General features: G+C 38.3%; 16 protein-coding genes. 1 reads left to right on the top strand and 15 read right to left on the bottom strand.

Going from position 1 to position 19,957, the window contains the following annotated elements:
- Positions 1 to 56: 56 nt before the first annotated feature.
- The 14 genes from DLD54_RS03180 to DLD54_RS03115 form a co-directional block, all read right to left on the bottom strand.
- Positions 57 to 599: an HdeD family acid-resistance protein gene (locus DLD54_RS03180; RefSeq protein WP_038521922.1), complete on the bottom strand. Its 543-nt coding sequence runs from the start codon at positions 597 to 599 to the stop codon at positions 57 to 59.
- A 50-nt stretch (positions 600 to 649) separates the two neighbouring features.
- A complete protein-coding gene (gene uvrA, locus DLD54_RS03175) occupies positions 650 to 3,502 on the bottom strand; it encodes an excinuclease ABC subunit UvrA (RefSeq protein ID WP_109918197.1) in 2,853 nt (950 codons plus the stop codon).
- Positions 3,492 to 5,534, bottom strand: coding sequence for an excinuclease ABC subunit UvrB (gene uvrB, locus DLD54_RS03170; protein ID WP_109918196.1), 2,043 nt, complete (start codon positions 5,532 to 5,534; stop codon positions 3,492 to 3,494). The genes uvrA and uvrB overlap by 11 nt, the downstream gene beginning before the upstream one ends.
- 100 nt (positions 5,535 to 5,634) lie before the next feature.
- Positions 5,635 to 7,359, bottom strand: a complete 1,725-nt coding sequence (locus DLD54_RS03165; RefSeq protein ID WP_109918195.1) for a phospho-sugar mutase — start codon at positions 7,357 to 7,359, stop codon at positions 5,635 to 5,637.
- Between the two features lie 127 nt (positions 7,360 to 7,486).
- Entirely contained in the window at positions 7,487 to 8,422 is a 936-nt protein-coding gene (gene trxB / locus DLD54_RS03160; RefSeq protein ID WP_109918194.1) for a thioredoxin-disulfide reductase, read from the bottom strand.
- A gap of 57 nt (positions 8,423 to 8,479) precedes the next feature.
- Positions 8,480 to 9,499 (bottom strand): NAD(P)H-dependent glycerol-3-phosphate dehydrogenase, encoded by a 1,020-nt coding sequence (locus DLD54_RS03155; protein ID WP_109918193.1) that lies wholly within the window; start codon positions 9,497 to 9,499, stop codon positions 8,480 to 8,482.
- Between the two features lie 31 nt (positions 9,500 to 9,530).
- The gene (lgt, locus tag DLD54_RS03150; RefSeq protein WP_109918192.1) at positions 9,531 to 10,367 is read right to left on the bottom strand and encodes a prolipoprotein diacylglyceryl transferase; all 837 of its coding nucleotides are present in this window, start codon (positions 10,365 to 10,367) and stop codon (positions 9,531 to 9,533) included.
- A complete protein-coding gene (hprK, locus tag DLD54_RS03145) occupies positions 10,364 to 11,326 on the bottom strand; it encodes an HPr(Ser) kinase/phosphatase (RefSeq protein WP_109918191.1) in 963 nt (320 codons plus the stop codon). The genes lgt and hprK overlap by 4 nt, the downstream gene beginning before the upstream one ends.
- Before the next feature lie 18 nt (positions 11,327 to 11,344).
- The gene (locus DLD54_RS03140; RefSeq protein WP_109918190.1) at positions 11,345 to 11,617 is read right to left on the bottom strand and encodes a hypothetical protein; all 273 of its coding nucleotides are present in this window, start codon (positions 11,615 to 11,617) and stop codon (positions 11,345 to 11,347) included.
- Positions 11,618 to 11,625: 8 nt separating this feature from the next.
- A protein-coding gene (prfB, locus tag DLD54_RS03135; protein ID WP_109918189.1) for a peptide chain release factor 2 occupies positions 11,626 to 12,742 on the bottom strand; the annotation gives its coding sequence in 2 pieces (ribosomal slippage) (positions 11,626 to 12,669 and positions 12,671 to 12,742; 1,116 coding nt in all).
- Positions 12,743 to 12,819: 77 nt separating this feature from the next.
- Positions 12,820 to 15,219, bottom strand: coding sequence for a preprotein translocase subunit SecA (secA, locus tag DLD54_RS03130; RefSeq protein WP_109918188.1), 2,400 nt, complete (start codon positions 15,217 to 15,219; stop codon positions 12,820 to 12,822).
- 131 nt (positions 15,220 to 15,350) lie between these two features.
- A complete protein-coding gene (hpf, locus tag DLD54_RS03125) occupies positions 15,351 to 15,905 on the bottom strand; it encodes a ribosome hibernation-promoting factor, HPF/YfiA family (RefSeq protein WP_109918187.1) in 555 nt (184 codons plus the stop codon).
- Positions 15,906 to 15,998: 93 nt separating this feature from the next.
- Positions 15,999 to 16,688: a ComFC family protein gene (locus DLD54_RS03120; RefSeq protein ID WP_109918186.1), complete on the bottom strand. Its 690-nt coding sequence runs from the start codon at positions 16,686 to 16,688 to the stop codon at positions 15,999 to 16,001.
- On the bottom strand, positions 16,685 to 17,968 hold the full coding sequence (locus DLD54_RS03115; RefSeq protein ID WP_109918185.1) for a helicase-related protein: 1,284 nt from the start codon (positions 17,966 to 17,968) through the stop codon (positions 16,685 to 16,687). Before DLD54_RS03115 ends, DLD54_RS03120 begins: the two co-directional genes overlap by 4 nt.
- 44 nt (positions 17,969 to 18,012) lie before the next feature.
- Between DLD54_RS03115 and DLD54_RS03110 the strand changes: the two genes are divergently transcribed.
- Entirely contained in the window at positions 18,013 to 18,675 is a 663-nt protein-coding gene (locus DLD54_RS03110) for a YigZ family protein (protein WP_109918184.1), read from the top strand.
- Between the two features lie 36 nt (positions 18,676 to 18,711).
- Here DLD54_RS03110 and DLD54_RS03105 read toward each other — a convergent pair whose 3' ends face one another.
- Positions 18,712 to 19,866 (bottom strand): glycosyltransferase family 4 protein, encoded by a 1,155-nt coding sequence (locus DLD54_RS03105; protein ID WP_038521883.1) that lies wholly within the window; start codon positions 19,864 to 19,866, stop codon positions 18,712 to 18,714.
- Between the last annotated feature and the right edge of the window lie 91 nt (positions 19,867 to 19,957).

Raw genomic sequence — 19,957 nt, 5'->3', positions numbered from 1 at the left:
CCAGGTGTGCCATTACTTTTTGGGCAAAAAAAAAGTTCAATAGAACTTTTTATTTTTTACCTGTTAACAAATGCAGCAATAATTTCATTAATACCAAAAATTAGTAACCAGAAAGAAACTAACCAAATTAAAGTTAATGCTGATAAAGCTGGGTTAAACATCAAACTAATGGCGATAAACAAGCCTAGGATATTCAGGATTATATTAACCCAGAAGAAAAAGGTTGAAACAGCCCGCATGTGCCAAGAGAAAACGATGCCAGAGATTGAGTCGAATAAGAACCAAAATGCAAATAAGTAAGCAATGGTTAAGCCACCAGCATCATAGGAATATAGGAACAAAATACCAACAATAATGTCTAAAACTCCTGACACAATCGACAACCAGCTTGAAGGGATAAAATACCGAAAACGACTATAGAAAACTAACCAGACAAAGCCCTGAACTATTGACACTATGGCAAAGAGCAATACAAAAGCATGTAATGCCTTACCGGGATGCCGCAGTAAAAAGAGCCCTGCAATTATCATTAAAACACCAGAGATAAATGCAGCCCAGTTAAATCCGCGATTTCCTCTGTAACTAGAAAAATTATCCATTTTTATTCCTCCTTGGGCTTTATTTTACACTTTATCAGAATCAATTAATACTATTTGCTTGTTTTTTGGCTGGCCTTTTTTGTTAAAGCTGTGTCCCGCTTAAGCACTGGCTTCAAGTATTGACCAGTATAGCTTTCCTTAACTTGTGCTACCTGTTCAGGTGTGCCTGTAGCAACTATTTGACCGCCGCCTTCGCCGCCTTCAGGACCCAAATCAATTAACCAATCAGCATTTTTAATCACGTCAAGATTGTGTTCAATTATTAAAACCGTATTACCTTGATCAACTAGTCTTTGTAGAACTTCTAGCAGTCGCTTGATATCATCAGTATGTAGTCCGGTCGTTGGTTCATCCAGAATATAGAAATTCTTCCCAGTTGACAATTTTTGCAGTTCAGCGGCCAGTTTCATTCTTTGCGCTTCACCACCAGACAAGGTAGTAGCTGACTGTCCGAGCTTGACATAGCCAAGCCCCACATCAACAATTGTTTGCAACTTGCGCGCAATTTTAGGAATATTCTTAAAAAATGAGCAGGCCTCACTGATAGTCATATCCAGCACTTGCGCAATATTTTTCTTACGATAGGAAACTTCTAAAGTTTCAGAATTGTAGCGGCTACCATGACAAACTTCACAAGGAACATAAACATCCGGTAAGAAGTTCATTTCAATTTTGATAATGCCATCTCCATGACAAGCCTCACAACGTCCACCCTTAACGTTAAATGAAAAACGCGCCTTAGTGTAGCCACGGAGTTTAGCTTCGTTAGTTTGAGCAAATAAAGCTCTGATGTCATCGAAAACGCTGGTATAAGTAGCAGGGTTACTACGAGGCGTACGCCCAATCGGGCTTTGGTCAATATCAATAATCTTTTCGATGTTTTGATAACCGCTGATCGTCTTATATTTACCCGGTTTAGTTTGGTTGCGGTTTATTTTTTGGGCTAGAGCCCGTTTTAAAATCATGTTAACCAAAGTTGATTTACCAGAACCGGAAACTCCTGTAACCACAATTAACTTCCCTAAAGGAAATTCAACCTTAAGATTTTTAAGATTATTCTCGGCTGCACCTGTAACAATGATCTTTTTACCATTACCCTTGCGTCTTTTTAAAGGTACGGGGACAAATTTTTTACCGGCCATGTATTGTCCAGTCAGTGACTTTTCATTATGTTCAACTTCTGCTGGAGTGCCGGCAGCCATAATTTCTCCACCATAAGTTCCAGCGCCTGGTCCCATGTCAATTAAATAATCAGCTTGCCTCATTGTTTCATCATCGTGTTCGACGACAATCAACGAGTTGCCTAAATCACGCATCCGTTTTAAAGCAGCAATCAACCTGTCATTATCGCGTTGATGCAAACCAATTGAAGGCTCATCTAAAACGTACATTACTCCTGAAAGATTAGAACCAATTTGGGTCGCTAGCCTTATTCTTTGTGCTTCACCACCAGATAAGGTATTAGCTGAACGTGACAATGTCAGGTAGTCTAATCCCACACTATTCAAGAAAGTTAATCTATCACGTACTTCTTTTAATATCGGCTTAGCAATTATATTCTCTTGCTCATCCAACTTAATATCGGTGAAAAATTCCAGGGCATGACTAATTGCTAATTCTGACGCTTCAGCGATATCCTTACCGTTTACTTTAACTGCTAACGCTTTACGATTTAACCTTTTGCCATGACATGTTGAACAAGTGAGTTCGGTCATGTACTTGCCCATTACATCCCGCATAAATTTTGACATGGGATGATAATAACGTCTTTCTACATTTTCCATAGCACCTTCAAAGGGTGCGGTAGTATCATTGACTCCAAAATCACCAGTAACGTGAAACTTAATTTTCTTAGTAGAACCATGCAAAATTGTTTCTCTTTGCTTTTTAGTCAGCTTACTAAACGGTCTATCAACTGGTATTTTTAAAGCACTACATGCCTGCTCTAGCATTTCCCCGTAATACTTGGAATTCTTCCACGGTGCAATAGCTCCTTCAGCTAAAGTTTTGCTTTTATCAGGCACTACTAAATCTTCATCAACTGCTAACTTAACACCTAAACCATCACAGTCAGGACAAGCACCAAATGGTGCATTAAAGGAAAATAGCCTGGGCTCCATCTCTCCCACGGTAAAACCACATTTAGGACAAGCATAATACTCTGAAAAGCTGATTAAATCGCCGCCAATAACATCAACATTCATGTAGCCATCTGATAGACGCAGAGCAGCTTCTACTGAATCAAAAAGTCGCGAGCGGATACCATCTTTGACGATCAAACGATCAACCACAATGTCGATTGAATGGCGCTTATTTTTTTCTAAATCAAATTTTTCACCAATCTCGTGCATTTCACCATCAACGATGACGCGCACGTAGCCAGCACGTTGTACGCGTTTAAATACTTCTTTGTGCGCACCACGTTTAGACCTGATTACCGGTGCTAAAATTTGAATACGGCTTCTTTCAGGCAATGCCAAAATGCGGTTAACCATTTGTTCTACAGATTGACGTTCAATTAGAGTACCATCATTAGGACACACAGGATGACCTACTCTCGCCCACAAAAGTCTGAGATAATCGTTTATTTCAGTAACAGTACCAACAGTTGAACGCGGGTTATGGGAAGTAGTTTTTTGATCAATTGAAATTGCAGGATTAAGGCCATCAATTGAATCAACATCTGGTTTATCCATTTGTCCTAAAAATTGGCGGGCATAACTTGATAAGGACTGAACGTATCTTCTGCGCCCTTCAGCATATAATGTATCAAAGGCTAACGAACTTTTTCCAGAACCAGATAAACCCGTAATCACAACCAATTTATCCTTAGGGATAGAAAGGTTAATATCTTTTAAATTATGTTCACGTGCACCCCGAATAACAATCTTATCATTTACCATTTAATGCTTTTCCTTTTTTCTTAATTGGGCTTCTAGTTGAACTCTCCAATTCCATGATTGCATCCCGCAAAGTTGCAGCGCCCTCAAAGTCCAGTTTCTTGGCAGCTTCTTGCATTTGCTTACGTAAGTCTTTAATCATGGTTCTCTTTTGTTTGACAGTTAATTCATCAAAGTTCAAATCAGCGAAGCTATCGCTTTGAACATCTTCATCTGCCACTTTAGTAGCAGAAATGACATCTCTGATTGGCTTAACGATGGTCTTGGGTTTCATACCATGTTCTTTATTAAACTTGATCTGTAATTGCCGTCTTCTCTGTGTTGCTTCAATCGCTTGCCGCATCGAATCAGTAACCGTGTCAGCATACATGATCACAGCACCATCAGCGTTTCTGGAAGCGCGACCCATAGTCTGCACTAATGGTCTGTAAGCACGCAAAAAGCCTTCCTTATCAGCATCAAGAATTGCGACCAAAGAAACTTCCGGCACATCAATACCTTCACGTAATAGGTTAATACCAATTAGCACATCGTACTTGCCCATACGCAAATCACGCAATATTTGCATCCGTTCCAGCGTCTTCACGTCAGAGTGCAAATATTGCACTTTAATGCCCAGATCTTTCAAATAATCTGTTAGGTCTTCAGCCATCTTTTTGGTTAAAGTGGTGACAAAGACACGTTCATTTCTTTCAATGCGCTTGTTGATTTCAGCCACTAAATCATCAATTTGCCCCTCAACAGGTTTGACCTCAATTTTAGGGTCAAGCAAACCGGTCGGTCTGATGATTTGCTCAACTTTATGATTTGTCCGTGCTAATTCATAATCTCCTGGAGTTGCTGAAACATATAAAATCTGGTTAACGTGCTTTTCAAATTCAGCCAGTTTCAATGGTCTGTTATCAAGCGCAGAAGGTAAACGGAAACCATAGTCAATTAAAGTTTTTTTCCGATTGCGGTCGCCGTTATACATTGCTCGGATTTCAGGCATAGTGGCATGAGACTCATCAATTAAAATCAAAAAGTCATCAGGAAAGAAGTCTAATAAGGTATAAGGCGGCTCTCCTTCTTTTCTTCCTTCCATATGACGCGAATAGTTCTCGATGCCATTGGTGTAACCAACTTCACCCATCATTTCCATGTCAAAAGTAGTGCGCTGTTTAATACGTTCTGCCTCAAGCAATTTACCTTGACCTTCAAAATTTTTCACTTGAATTTTCATTTCCTGTGAAATAGCTTTAAGAGCGCGCCTCATCTGTTCTTCATTGGTCATAAAGTGGGTAGCAGGAAATAATGATATACTTTCTCTTTCACCAATTACTTCTCCTGTTAGTGAGTCCACTTCAACAATTCTATCAATTTCATCCCCGAAAAATTCAATACGATAAGCATGATTAGAATTACCAGCAGGAAAAACTTCTACGACGTCTCCACGAACGCGAAAACGACCGCGTTGAAAGTCAATATCATTGCGATCGTATTGAATATTGACTAAATCGCGCAGCAACGTATTTCTGTTATATTCCTCACCCTCGTGAACCGTGATTACACTGGCAGCATATTCCTTAGGATCACCTAAACCATAGATACACGAAACAGATGCCACAACAATCACGTCATTACGTTCCATCAAATCGCTGGTAGCTTGGTGACGTAATTGATCAATTTCATCGTTGATAGATGAGTCCTTTTCAATATATGTATCCGATTGGGGCACATACGCTTCCGGCTGGTAGTAATCATAGTAGGAAACAAAATAATCGACAGCATTATGCGGAAAGAATTCTTTAAATTCGCCATAAAGCTGACCAACCAAAGTTTTATTGTGAGAAATAACTAAAGTAGGTTTATTCAATTTAGCAATAATGTTCGCCATTGTGAAAGTTTTGCCCGTACCGGTTGCACCTTCCAGAATTTGCTCCTTATAGCCTTTTTTAAAGCCAGCAGCCAATTTATCAATAGCCTGTTGCTGATCACCCGCTGGACTGAATTTAGAAACTAGTTCAAATTTACGTTCTTCTTGTCGTTTAATCATCGAAAGACTCCTCGTAGAAAAAGTTGGACAAATAAAGCCCAACTCTTATTTGACGTATTCTATTTTACACTCTCGAACATATTTTCGCACTCTTTTTGTTTTATTTTAACAGTTCTGCCAAAGCATTTTGATAATTCTCAGCTGCTTGGTGTGCAAGCTCAATATTAGGTTTATTGACACCAACATAAGCTTTAATTACTGGCTCTGTGCCAGATGGTCTTAAAGCTAACCAAGTTTCATCAGCCAAAAAGTATTTCAATACATTAGATTTTGGTAGTCCCGTAAGTGGCTTAACCGTACCACCAACAATTTCCTGTTGTTTTAAAAAGTCTTGAATTTTATTGACTTTGACCCCATTTAGCTCTTGCAAATTCTCTGAACGCAATTTAGCCATCAATTCTGCCATTTTCTTTTGTCCGCCAATTCCCGGCATTTCAATCGCCTTGGTAATTTCATAAGAAGTGCCGTATTTTTGCCAGATTTCATTAAGGCCGTCTAATACAGTCATGTTTCTAGCAGCATAATAAGATGCCACTTCCGCAAACATTAAAGCGCCTTGCATCGCATCTTTATCACGTGCAAAAGGTTTGAAAAGATAACCATAGCTTTCTTCAAAGCCCATTAAAAACTTACCGTCGTGCATCTTGCTCATACGGTCAATTTCTTCACCAATAAATTTAAAACCAGTTAACACCGACTTTGTTCTGATACCAAAATCTTTTGCAATTTTAAGTGGCATACTACTGGAAACAATCGAAGTAATCAGCTCATAATCGGCAGATAATTGCCCCTTATCTTTTAAATTAACCAGCAGATAATAGATCATGAGCGTAGCAATCTGGTTCCCGGTTAAAACTTGAAAGTCGCCATTTTTTGTGCGCACGCAGGCACCCATACGATCTGCATCAGGATCAGTAGCAATGATTAGATTAGCATTTTTTTCATTTGCCAGTTTGATGCCAGGATCAAACACATCACGGTATTCTGGATTGGGTTTGATGGTCGTGGGAAATTCCGGATCAATAATTGCTTGGCTGGGAACTGGGAACACATTTGTAAAACCATTTTGTCTAAAAGCCCGATCATATAACATTTTACCTGTCCCATGTAATGGTGAGTAAATAATCGTTAACTTATGAGCGTTTTTTTGTATCAGTTCACTATTAACATTTACAGTTTTTAGTTGCGCTAAATAAACCTCATCAATATCTTCACCAATCAATTGCAAAACTCCTTGCGAGCGCAATCGTGCAATCGGAGCAGTTTTAACGGTAAAAATATTAGTTACTTTTTGAGCATAAGCAAAAACGCGACTGGCATCTTCAGGTCCCATCTGGGCACCATCAGGGCCATAGACTTTGTAGCCATTGTATTCTTTGGCATTGTGAGAAGCAGTAATATTAATTCCGGCAGAAGCATGAAGGTATCTCACAGCAAAAGATAATTCAGGCGTCGGTCGTAAATCATCAAATAGATAAACATGAATTTTATGCGCACCCAATATTCGTGCGGCATGTTCCGCAAAATCGCGGGAATGATAGCGCGAATCGTAAGCAATGACCACACCATCTTTTTGCGCTTTTGCTCCTTTTTCATTAATTAAACGTGCCAAGCCTTCTGTTACTCGCCCAATGGTATAGATATTAATACGATTAATTCCCGGCTCGAGCCTGCCGCGCATTCCAGCTGTACCAAAATTAATGTCTTGACCAAATGCATCATTAATCCATTTGGGATTTTTACCAAGTTCTTGCAATTGATCTTGTAAATAATCTGGCAGATTGTGCGCCTGCTGCCATTCTTGAAAAGTTTCTTCTGCCTTCATTTCAGCAATGTACCCCTTTTTCTAGCAATAAATTCGTTTACATAAACTCTATTCTAGCATTTATCATTATTGCTATCTGTAAAAATAAAAAAAGAATTCAGTTTTAACTAAATTCTTTTTTTAATCTTTAAATTTTACGATCATTCAGATCCTGTAAATAATTATATGCTTGTTGACCAGCAATACTGCCGTCACCCACAGCATTGGCAATTTGCCGTAAATCCTTCGCCCGGACATCACCTAAAGCAAAGATACCATCAACTTTAGTTCTCATGTGCTCATCAGTAGGAATCCAACCATTTTCATCTGTCACGCCTAAGTCCTTAAATGGCGCTGTCTGCGGAATAACGCCAACATAAATAAAGACGCCTCGAACTTTAATATGTTTCTCAGCACCGGTTTCCTTGTCTTTATAAGTTACACCGGTAACTTTATCGCCATCGCCGTCAATGGATTGCGTTAACCCGTTCCAAATAAAATTCATCTTAGAGTTGGCAAAAGCCCGTTTTTGTAATGTGGGTTGCGCACGTAATTGGTCCCGCCGATGAATAACCGTGACAGATTTAGCACTCTGAGCCAAATAAATACCTTCTTCAATAGCTGAATCGCCACCGCCAATAACCGCAATATCTTCGTCTCTGAAGAAAGCAGCATCACAAACAGCACAGTAAGAAACGCCTTTACCTGAATATTCATCTTCACCCGGCACATTTAAGTGACGGTGATCTGCTCCGGTAGCGATAATAAGAGCGGGTGTGCTGTATTCGGCAGTATCAGTTTTGACTATTTTTTGGTCCCCATCTAGCGTAACTGTTTGAACATCACCATATTCAAACTTTGCGCCAAATTTCATGATTGAATTATACATTTTTTCGCCCAGTTCAGGACCCTTAATCTCACTGAAGCCCGGATAATTATCTATTGCATCCGTATTATTCATTTGCCCGCCATACAAACCTCGATCCAATATCAAAACGGATAAATTAGCCCGAGAAGCATATAAAGCGGCTGTAAGTCCACCGGGGCCCGCTCCAATAATGATTACATCGTATTTTTTAGTCATAATTTCACCTTCAGCACTTTCTTATTTTTCGTAAGTAATATTACAACGATATCGCTCTCAAAGTCTAATTTCCTGTTTAGGACTTCTACCCATCATCTGAGCTATTTCAGAATCAACATCAGCATTTTGGTATAAAACGCGGTATATTGCTTCACTAATTGGCATATCAATCTGTTTTTCTTGGCATAGCTCGTGCACTGCTTTGACAGTAGTTGCGCCTTCAACTACTTGACCCATATTTTGTAAAACATAGTCTAAACTCTTGCCCTCACCCAGTTGCTTACCACAGCGCCAATTACGTGAATTAACCGAAGTACAAGTAACAATCAAATCACCTATACCTGAAAGTCCACTAAACGTCATAGGATCAGCTCCGAAATAATTCACACCCAAACGGGTAATTTCAGCTAAACCTCTTGTCATAAGCGCAGCTTTAGCATCATCTCCATAGTGCTTACCTACCAGAATACCGGCTGCAATCGCAATTACGTTCTTAACAGCTCCCGCAACTTCAACGCCTATCAGATCATTATTAGTATATAAACGGAAATAGTCATTTGAAAATAATTCCTGAACTTTTTGAGCGTTTTTCATACTCGTTGAAGCACAAGAGATTGCGGTTAAATCTTTTTGTGCCACACTCTCGGCATGGCTTGGTCCGGAAATCGCTACAATCTTGTCTTCATCATTGGGATAAATTTCCTCAGTCAAAATTTCAGAAATTAACTTTTTAGAACCCGGTTCAATTCCTTTGGTAGCAGTTACTATAAGTGGTTTATCTTTCCTTTGTGCTAGAATTTTACTTACATTTTGGGCAACGCTACGAATTGCTTGAGTAGGAAGAACAAATAAAATAATTTCTGCTCCACTTAAAGCTTCATTCAAATCACTCGTTGCTGTAGCGGCCTCATTTACATGCCAATTTTTCATGTAATGTTCATTCGTATGACTTTCATTAATTTCCTGATTAACTTTTTCATTGTTACCATACAGTACAATGTCATAGCCTTTATCAGCCAGCATAGAGCCCAACACTGTGCCCCAAGAACCTGCTCCTAAAACTGCAATTTTTGTCATTCGTTAACTCTCTTTCAACTAATACTAATATTTAATCTCGATTATAGGGATATTTTAGGCCACTGCCATCAAGATACCATTTGGGTTTAACAACTTTTCTGCGATAAATAAACAATCCGATGACAATCATCAGGAGTATCAAGCTAAGGAGCTGTGAAACTCTGATTGATCCCCAAAGATACAAACTATCCGTTCTCATACCTTCTACAAAGAAACGAACGACGGAATACCATGCTAAATAAAGCATAAAAATTTCACCTTGTTTAAACAAATGCTTTTTATGCCTTAGAACCAAAATTAATATTAAACCAATTAAGTTAAAAAATGATTCATATAAAAAGGTTGGCTGGTAATAGATCCCATTAATTTTCATTTGACTAATAATAAAATTCGGTAAATGCAAACTTTGGAGAAAACTCAAAGTTGTGGGACCACCGTGTGCTTCCTGATTAATAAAATTACCCCAACGACCCAAAATTTGGGCAGCCATTACTCCTGGAGTAATGATATCAAGCATCAAAAATGGCGGCAGCATCTTTTTGTAGCAAAAAATTAATAGAACCACTAAGCCGGCAAGTAAACCGCCATAGATCGCAATGCCCCCATTCCAAATAGCAATTATTTGGTCTGGATGCTGCGCATAATATTGCCATTCAAAAATAACATAATAAATTCGTGCACCAACATAGCCCAAGGGGACAGCCCACAAGAGCAAATCGACAAAATCGTCACTTTCGATCTGCCTTTTTCGTCCTTCAATAATTGCCATTGACACGGCTAAAATAATAGCCAGCGCCATAATGACGCCATACCATTTGACACTTAAATTTCCTAGGTTAAAGGCTACGGGATTGATTGTCAATGTCATTTATTACTTTCCTTTTTTGAATCGTTTTTAGAATTTTGCTTAATTAATTTGGTTAAATTGTTGTCAAATGTCCTAGTCGCGTTGTAACCACTTCTTTTTGCCCGAAAATTCATTGTGGCAATTTCAATAATATCTTCCATGTTACGGCCGACTTTTACAGGGATTGTAATTTGAGGTACTTCAACGTTGCAAATATCACGTTTACTTTCCTCAAAACCTAAACGGTCATAATTTGCTTGATTGTCCCAATTAACTAGTTTGATCACCAACTGGATACTTTCACGGTTTTTAACCGCACCAACTCCGAACAAATCCATTACATCAATGATCCCAATACCGCGAATTTCCATTAAATGCTTTAATATTGCCGGCGCTTCACCCATGACTGTTTCAACGTCTTTTTGGTAGACATCAACGCGGTCATCGGCGATTAAACGGTGACCACGATGTATCAAGCCCAATGCCGTTTCAGACTTACCCACACCGGAATCACCTGTTAACAGGACGCCCATACCTTTAACTTCAATTAAAACCCCATGAATTGTATCTCGCACAGCCAGTCTTTCTCTTAAATATTCAGTCAAAATACTGGAAACATAAGTAGTTGACTCAGGTGAAGACAAGATAGGAATTTTAGCTTCTTCAGCAGCTTGCGCCAATTCTGGTGGTACTCGCAATGAACGGGAAACAAAGAAACACGGTGTCTCAGGTGTGCAAAGTTTATTAAACACTTGGACCAAACTATCATGATCTAATCTGGCGGCATAAGAAATTTCAGTTCTTCCCAGTAACTGAATACGCTGGCGCGGATAAAAATCAAAGTAGCCTGTCAACTCTAATCCGGGTCTATAAATATCAGATACTACAATTTCTTTATCTTGAATATATTGTTTTCCTTGCACAACGTGGACAATTTTATTATCACGAATTAGATTTTTTAGTTTAACTGAGTTTGTCATCTTAAAATGCCCCTTTTTTTACTTGTCGACATCTTTAGTTTTAGCATCCCGTACTTTTTTACGTTTTGGTCGGGGTTCTTTATTTTCACTCCAATTATGCCACTGATCAAAATTAGAATTAGCACTCATATTGTCATCATCTTTTTTAGTAAAATGATTGATCAACCAAATGATACCGATAATTACTAAAGCTGCCGGCAATATCATAAAGAACATGTGAAATAGTGCGAAAATAAAACTTAAAATCACCACAGCTAGAAAAACTAAACCAACAATTCCCCAAAAACTCATTTAATCACCTACTCTGGATTCTCCTGGCTCAGAAGCCATTGCAAATATGAATAAACAAATGGTTGCAGCTTGCCATCCATTACACCACTTGTATCTGAGGTTTCATAGCCTGTACGTAAATCTTTAACCAAATTGTAAGGATGAAAAACATAAGAACGAATTTGGGAGCCCCAACCAATTTCTTTTTGATCACCTTTAAGCGCCTGCTTATGCTGACGCTTTTTTTCTTCTTCCAAGTGAAACAGCTTTGCTCTCAGTTCATTCATGGCGGTTTCACGGTTCTGCAGTTGTGAACGCTGAGCTTGTGATGTGGTCACAAACCCTGTGGGCAAGTGGGTAATTCTGACAGCACTTGAAGTCTTGTTAATGTGCTGGCCCCCAGCACCACTAGAACGGTAAACATCAATCCGCAAATCCTTGGGATTGATATCAACTTTAATACTATCATCAATTTCTGGAATAACTTCTACCGATGCAAAGGATGTATGCCTTCTTTTAGCGGAATCAAATGGTGAAATTCTTACTAAGCGGTGGACACCGTTTTCAGACTTCATTAAGCCATACGCATTCTTACCACTAACTTTAGCGCTGACGCTTTTAAGGCCTGCTTCTTCGCCAGGTTCATAATTATTTATTTCAAACTTAAAACCGCAAATATCCGCATAGCGCTGATACATTCTTAACAGCATTTGTCCCCAGTCCATCGCTTCAGTGCCACCAGCACCTGGGTGAATTTCGATCAAGGCATTATGACTATCATACTTGCCCGACAAGAGCAAATCTAATTCGTAATTGTGAAATTCAGATTGTAATTTTTGCAAATCAGTTTCTACTTCATCTTGCAAATCTTTATCTGGTTCTTCTCGCAGTAATTCAACTGCTGTTATTTCATTTTGATAGTCAGTCTGCAATTTAATAAAAGAATCGCGTTTTTCCTTTAATAAATTGGTTGCGCTAATCAAACTTTGCGCTTTTTCTTGATCATCCCAAAACGATGGTTCCTGCATTTTATTTTCATTTACAATGATATTTTCATTAATAGAATCTAGGTCAAAGAGACCCCCTAAAGCGATCTAATCGCTTTTTTAAATTATCTAAATCATTTTGAATTTCGCTTAATTCCATTAGTTGCATGAACTCCTTTATCCCATAAATTTTCAGTAAAAAAGAGAAAGCAGCTGCTTTCTCTTCCATCTTAATTATTAACGACTAAGATTTTGTCTAATTTCAGCTTTCATAAATAAGCGAGTTACGTCAAACTCAATATTTGAAATCATTTCTTCAAACATGTTGTAGCCTGAATCCTGATATTCAACCAGTGGATTCAACTGACCATATCCCCGTAAACTAATTGATTGGCGCAATTGATCCATAGCATCTATATGATCAGTCCAGCGGTCGTCTACGACTCGTAAAATAACTACTTTTTCAAACTCAAGCATGTCTGAAGGATCAGCTAAAATTTCTTCTTTTTCTTCATAATTTGCTTCAACGATATCATACAGTTTCTGCTTCAAATCAGGAACCGTTATTGTCTTGAAGTCAATTGCATCAGTTTCTTCTTCATTGGTCAAACTGGATGAGATGAAGTCCCGTAAGGAATCAAGTCGCCATTTACTGCGATCGCCCTGTGTAAACATATCCACTTGGCTATTGATAGTGCGGCGGATCATCGGAATTAGTACATCTTTAAGAGACTTATCTTCTCCAATAACCTGCATCCGTTCACCGTAAATAATTTCACGTTGAATACGCATAACATCATCGTATTGCAGTGTTTGTTTACGAGTATCATAGTTATTTCCTTCAACCCGTTTTTGCGCTGATTCAACTTGCCTTGTAATTAAGCGGCTCTCGATTACCTTATCATCATCGTTATCAGACAAACGGTCAAGGAAGTCTTTAACTCTGTCGCCACCGAAACGTTTCATCAGATCATCTTCAAGTGAAAGGTAAAAACGTGTAACACCGGGATCACCCTGACGACCAGACCGACCACGCAATTGATTATCAATTCTACGTGATTCATGACGCTCAGTACCAATAACTGAAAGTCCGCCTAATTCTTTGACACCAGGCCCCAATTTGATGTCAGTACCACGACCAGCCATGTTGGTGGCAATAGTAACCGCACCACGTTGTCCCGCATTCATAATAATTTGAGCTTCTTTAGCGTGATTTTTAGCATTTAAAACAGCGTGTGGAATTCCTTCTTTGTCCAGCAATTTACTTAGTCTTTCAGAGCTTTCAACCGCAACGGTACCAACTAGAACTGGTTGACCATTACTATGACGTTCCTTAATTTCATTAACGACTGCCGCAAATTTCGATGACAAAGTCGGGTAAAGAATATCAGGATTATCCTTTCTAATTAGTGGACGGTTAGTTGGGACAGTAATTACCTGCATATTGTAAATTTCACGGAATTCTTCTTCTTCAGTTTTAGCAGTACCGGTCATTCCCGCCAGCTTTTTGTACATTCTAAAGAAGTTTTGGTAAGTAATTGTGGCTTGCGTCTTGGATTCTTCCTGAATTTTTACGCCTTCTTTAGCTTCAATAGCCTGGTGCAATCCGTCAGAATAACGCCGACCTTGCATAACACGCCCAGTGAAAGAATCAACGATTAAGACTTCGCCATCTTGGACCACATAATCAATATCTTTGAGCATAATATAATTTGCGCGCAAAGATTGATCGATATGGTGAACCAATTTTTGATTTTCAACATCGTAAAGATTTTTAAGGCCGAAATGGTCACAGGCTTTTTGAATACCTGTCCTAGTTAAAGAAATGGTTTTAGTCGGCCAGTCAATTTTATAGTCACCATAATCTTTATCATCATCTGCATCATCGTCACTCTTATCTTCTTGAAGAGTTTTAACAAAACGATCAGCACGGATGTAATCACCGTTTGCCTGTTCAGCTTCACCTGAAATAATTAATGGCGTTCTGGCTTCATCAATCAAAATTGAGTCAACCTCATCGATGATAGCATAGTTAAGTTCACGTTGAACCATTTGCTCTTTGTAAACAACCATATTGTCACGCAAATAATCAAAGCCGAGTTCAGAGTTGGTGGAATAAGTTACATCGCAGCTGTAGGCTTCTCTTTTTTCATCAGGTGACATGGCATTCAAGTTAAGACCAACAGTTAAACCGAGCCACTTATATAGTTGACCCATTTCCTCAGCATCACGACTTGACAAGTATTCGTTGACGGTAACAACGTGAACGCCCTTGCCAGTTAAGGCATTTAAATACACAGGCATAGTCGCAGTTAATGTCTTACCTTCACCGGTCATCATTTCGGCAATGTTACCATAGTGTAAGGCAATACCACCTAGCACTTGAACGTGAAACGGATATAACCCTAATACTCGTTTAGCACCTTCTCGAGCAACTGCAAAAGCCTCTGGCAAAAGTGAATCTAAGCTCTCACCGTTTTGCAAACGGTCACGAAATTCAGGTGTTTTTGCCTGTAATTCCTCATCTGAAAGTTTGCCATACTCTTCAGCATGACTTTCCACTTTACTAGCAATTTTTTCAAATTTTTTCAGTTCTCTTTTATCGTTATTGTATAGTTTCTTTAAAATGTTTACCATTTAATCGATCCTTATATGTAGTTAAAGTATAAAAACACAAGATAATTTTACCATGATTAGCGCTAAATTAAAAATAAACAAAACAAAGACCTCACACTAAATGCGGGGCCCTTGCTTGAATTATATTATTTTTATTTTGTTTCAATCAAACCGTAACGACCATCATTTCTGCGATAAACCACACTGGTGCCGTTAGTTTCACCATCTTGGAAAACAAAGAAATCATGCTCAAGCATGTTCATTTGTAAAATAGCTTCTTCTGGGCTCATAGGTTTTAAACCTATTTGCTTATTACGTACAATTGTAAATTCGTTATTCTCTTTATCTTTATCTTTTGAACTTTCTTCAGCGCTCTCAACGAAGAAATCATTAAAACCTTTTTCACGACTCTTACGATTTACACGGGTCTTGTACTTTCTGATTTGTCTTTCTAATTTTTCAGAAACAAAGTCAATGCTCCGGTACATATCGTCAGTTGTTTCTTCAGCTCTCAATACTAAGTATGGTAGTGGTATGGTGACCTCAACTTTAGCCTTATGATCACGATAAACCTTCAAATTTACATGGGCAATCATATCCTGATTTAAATCGAAATATTTTTCCAATTTCTTAAGGCGCTTTTCAACATAACTTCTTAAAGCATCAGTTACCTCAATATTTTCACCACGAACATTATACTTTAACATTTGAGATTCTCCTTTCAACTGCTTATGCAGTCTTATGTTACCTTTATTATAGCAAAATTATAACAAAACATGAAAGCGCTGAACAATTTTATTCTATCTGCATAAGGTAAAACTACTAATTTTTGCATTGGGCAGAACTTTTTTCAAAGCGTCACGCGCGTGGTAAAGTGTTCTGCCTGTAGTATAGATATCATCTAATAAAAGAACCCGGTAACTTTTCCTATCAACTTTAAAGTTTTCCTTAACAAAAAAAGTTTGTTTACTTGCTAATCTTTCAAGACGATTTTTTTCTCCTTGAGCTCCAAATCCGGATATCTTACTCAGCATATGCGTCAGCGGAACCAGATTATCGTAAATAGCACTGATGGTATCAAATTGTCTTTTAGCAATATGTTCAGAAGAAGTAGGAATAGGAATATAAAGGTCAGCTTTTATTTTATTCAGTTGATTTGAACAGAGAGTTTGTAAAGCATAAGACAAATAATAATCACCATAACGTTTATAATTCACCATTAGGTCATGGAAAGCCGCGTTATATAAATATACAGACTGATTGCTTAACAAATCATTCCCATAAAGCTGGCGCCAGTTTCTGCAATCTAGGCACAATTCATTATTTTCTGCTTTGCCATAACAAATAGGGCAATGCTGAGCAGGCACTGGATCGAACTTTGACAGGCAGTTCGGACAAATGCCGCCCTCCTGACATTTGCTAATAGAAAACAGGCTGGTAAATGATAATTTTGCAGTATAATATCGCCCGCATAATAAACACTTGGTCATTGATTCATCCCGCGAATTTGCTTCATGGCAGTGCGAATACAAGAAGTGTATTTTTGATAACAAAACAGCACTAGACCCTCGGGATCATTTTTAGCGCGTCCTACTCTACCCGCAATTTGTACTAAACTTGAAGAAGTATAAATTTTATCATCTGCCTGCACAACAATGACCCACACATGATTGAAAGTTACCCCGCGTTCTAAAATTGTAGTAGTAACTAATAATTGTATTTGCCCACTTCTAAATTGGTCGACTTTGACAATTCTTTCAGCGTCATTTGCATGTACACCGGCAATTTTAATTTCAGCAAGCTCCGGTATTTTTTTGAGTGCGGCGATATAAGGCCCAATCTGATTAATTCTCGGAACAAAAAGGAGTAACGGGTGTCCTGCTTGAATGACTTTAATAATCTCAGCTGTCAGGCGGGAGTTAATTTTTTGGTCACGCAAAAAAGGACGTAAAAACAACTTTTCCTTAGGTACGGGTAAGGGCTGACCATGAAAGCGTCTTTTTAATTTTAAAAGGTGGATCTTTCCTGCTTTGACAGAGGATAATAAATCACCGGTAGGCGTAGCAGTGAGAAATACCCTTTTACCAGTAAGCTTAATGGCATTTTGGGCGGCAAAATGAAGCATAGAGTTGTTAACGTAAGGAAAAGAATCTGACTCATCAATTATTAATAAATCAAAGGCATGAAAGTATTTTAATAATTGGTGTGTTGTACAAAGCGTTAATTGGTCTGCTTCAGGTTCTTGATATTCGCGCCCGTGATATTTACCAATTTTTATCTCACCAAAAGCAGCTTTAAAACGAGGATAGAGTTCATTAACAACGTCAATGCGGGGAGTGGCAATACAGCACCTTTCACCGTTTTTTAAACTATAAGCTACCAGTGGAAATAACATTTCTGTCTTACCGGCACCAGTTACAGCATGAACAAGTGAATCTCTTTTAGCAACATAATTACAAATTAAATTGCGTGCTATTCTTGTCTGTGAATTAGTCAGCTGTCCTTTCCAAGTCAACCCCCCATTTTCTTTTGCAGGAAACTTAATTGTTTGTTCATTGCGTATTAAGAAATCATCTGTAACTATTCTTCCTAAACCAATACAAGCCCTGCAATACTTTTTGCCATTGGGTAATTTAGCATAAACCCTTGCCCCGCAACGTAAGCAGTGCCCATGCTTGATTGCCCTAGTTTTAGTTAAGCCTTCCTTTATGCTACAATCCATCTGACTGCTAAGCCATTGACGACCAGCAAGGTGAGAGATATTTTCCATTTCTGTCCTCCAATTATTAAATACGCAAAAAGGAGAAAAATCTTTTGAAAGAACAGCAAAATTACTTAACTATCAAACAAAACGGCACACATGAAATAATCATCAAGAAAAGTCGCTTTATTGCCACTCTAGTTCGAACGCAAACGGTTGAAGAAGCAGATCAGGCAATTGCTACTATTTCGCAAAAATATCATGACGCCACTCATAATACCTTTGCTTATACAATCGGGCTAAATGATGACCAGGTCAAAGCCAGTGACAACGGTGAGCCCTCAGGAACAGCGGGAGTACCAGAATTAAAAGCATTGCAATTGATGAAACTTAAAAATGTTACCGTTGTTGTTACCCGGTATTTTGGCGGAATTAAATTAGGAGCCGGAGGGTTAATTCGCGCTTATTCCAACAGTGTGACAAAAGCTGCAGAAGCAATAGGCGTGGTTAAACGTGTTCAGCAGCAAGGCCTTAAATTTCAGGTGGATTATAAAAATTTTGATGAGATTCAGTACTATTTAAATCAAAATCAAATTTTTATTGATCAAATAGAATATGGCGTCAAGGTAGCCATTACGCTCTTTATTGATGAAAATAAATTAGAGCAGCTTAAAAATGACTTAAACAATCTGCTAGCTGGCAAAGTAAATTTTGAACTGGTGCCCAAAAGGTATAATGAAATTGACATTGCTAATTTCAATTATCACGACCAATAAAAAAAGACCCACAAGTGTTTGTGAATCCATTCCAACTTAATCTTTCTTTTTCTTTTTTAATTGTTCAGGCTTATCTTGCCCAAGGTGCCAAACTTCTACAGTAGGGTCTTTCTTACTCCGGGAATTGATTAATTTTTGCGTCAAATTCATCAGCGGTTTATATTTTTCCCCCAGCAGTCCAATTGACTCCACGAAAAATTCTAGAGCAACAGCCAGACCAGCAATTAGGACCCACATCCCCCACATTGGTGACAGCAAGAATAAGAGGGAAATAAATGAAAAAATAAGTGACAACGCGTAAATGGTTAAAACAGTTTGCCTGTGTGTCAAACCCATTTTCATTAATTGGTGGTGTAAATGGTGCTTATCTGCTTGAGAGACAGGTCGGTTATTTAATTTGCGGCGTATCATGGCGTAAATAGTATCTGTGATCGGCACGCCTAAAATAGTGACAGGTACTAATAACGAGATAAAGGTGACATTTTTTAAACCTTTAAGCGAAAAAACCGCAATCATAAACCCAATATATAGTGCACCAGTGTCACCTAAAAATATTTTTGCCGGATGAAAGTTGTATGGTAAAAAACCAAGTAAACAGGCTGCCAGCATGAAACAACCGATTGGAATATAGAGCTGCCCCGTATGCAAAAAGAAATAACCGACAATTCCCATTGTTATCAGTGAAATCATTGAAACGCCGTCTGCCAAGCCATCAAGACCGTCAATGAGGTCAACTGCATTAGTTAAGGCCAATATCCAAAAAATAGTAATTGGTAAACTCCACCAACCTAAATTTATTTGTTTATTTAAAAATGGCAGATTGAGAACATTCATTTTGATGCCGGCAAGAAAATAAATGACTAAGGCGCCAATAAAGATGCCCAGCATTTTTTGTCTTGGCTTCAATTCCATAATATCGTCGATTATACCAGTTAGAACGATTACGCTAGAACCTAGAAGGATACTGAACGCCTCGTGTGTAGGAAATTGATCACGTAAAAGAATAAAAGCACCAATATTAAAAGTCACAAAAATACCCAATCCGCCTAAAGTCGGCATTGGTTTTTTGTTTACCCTTCTTTTGTTGGGAATGTCGACTGCACCTAATACAAAAGCTAATCTTCTAATAAAAGGCGTAATCGCTGCTTGGATAATCACCAAAAAGAATAATTCAACAATAATTTTAAACATGGTCGGCTACTTTCATTTATAGTTGTCTTAATTATACAGGGTGGAATAAAAATGCACAAATTACAACTAAAAAGGATTGAATTCTTTAGTT

The organism is Lactobacillus helsingborgensis, assembly GCF_003173695.1.
Lineage (GTDB): Bacteria > Bacillota > Bacilli > Lactobacillales > Lactobacillaceae > Lactobacillus > Lactobacillus helsingborgensis.
Note: the sequence above shows the minus strand (reverse complement) of the source record. Positions and strands in the feature narration are given on the sequence as shown.

Excerpts from the sequence above, each read along its gene's own strand:
- DLD54_RS03155 (WP_109918193.1), bottom strand. The coding sequence starts at position 9,499 with ATGACAAAAATTGCAGTTTTAGGAGCAGGTTCTTGGGGCACAGTGTTG.
- hpf (WP_109918187.1), bottom strand. The coding sequence starts at position 15,905 with ATGTTAAAGTATAATGTTCGTGGTGAAAATATTGAGGTAACTGATGCT.
- DLD54_RS03165 (WP_109918195.1), bottom strand. The coding sequence starts at position 7,359 with ATGAAGGCAGAAGAAACTTTTCAAGAATGGCAGCAGGCGCACAATCTG.
- secA (WP_109918188.1), bottom strand. The coding sequence starts at position 15,219 with ATGGTAAACATTTTAAAGAAACTATACAATAACGATAAAAGAGAACTG.
- uvrA (WP_109918197.1), bottom strand. The coding sequence starts at position 3,502 with ATGGTAAATGATAAGATTGTTATTCGGGGTGCACGTGAACATAATTTA.
- DLD54_RS03105 (WP_038521883.1), bottom strand. The coding sequence starts at position 19,866 with ATGTTTAAAATTATTGTTGAATTATTCTTTTTGGTGATTATCCAAGCA.
- DLD54_RS03115 (WP_109918185.1), bottom strand. The coding sequence starts at position 17,968 with ATGGAAAATATCTCTCACCTTGCTGGTCGTCAATGGCTTAGCAGTCAG.
- DLD54_RS03120 (WP_109918186.1), bottom strand. The coding sequence starts at position 16,688 with ATGACCAAGTGTTTATTATGCGGGCGATATTATACTGCAAAATTATCA.
- trxB (WP_109918194.1), bottom strand. The coding sequence starts at position 8,422 with ATGACTAAAAAATACGATGTAATCATTATTGGAGCGGGCCCCGGTGGA.
- DLD54_RS03140 (WP_109918190.1), bottom strand. The coding sequence starts at position 11,617 with ATGAGTTTTTGGGGAATTGTTGGTTTAGTTTTTCTAGCTGTGGTGATT.
- hprK (WP_109918191.1), bottom strand. The coding sequence starts at position 11,326 with ATGACAAACTCAGTTAAACTAAAAAATCTAATTCGTGATAATAAAATT.
- lgt (WP_109918192.1), bottom strand. The coding sequence starts at position 10,367 with ATGACATTGACAATCAATCCCGTAGCCTTTAACCTAGGAAATTTAAGT.
- DLD54_RS03180 (WP_038521922.1), bottom strand. The coding sequence starts at position 599 with ATGGATAATTTTTCTAGTTACAGAGGAAATCGCGGATTTAACTGGGCT.
- uvrB (WP_109918196.1), bottom strand. The coding sequence starts at position 5,534 with ATGATTAAACGACAAGAAGAACGTAAATTTGAACTAGTTTCTAAATTC.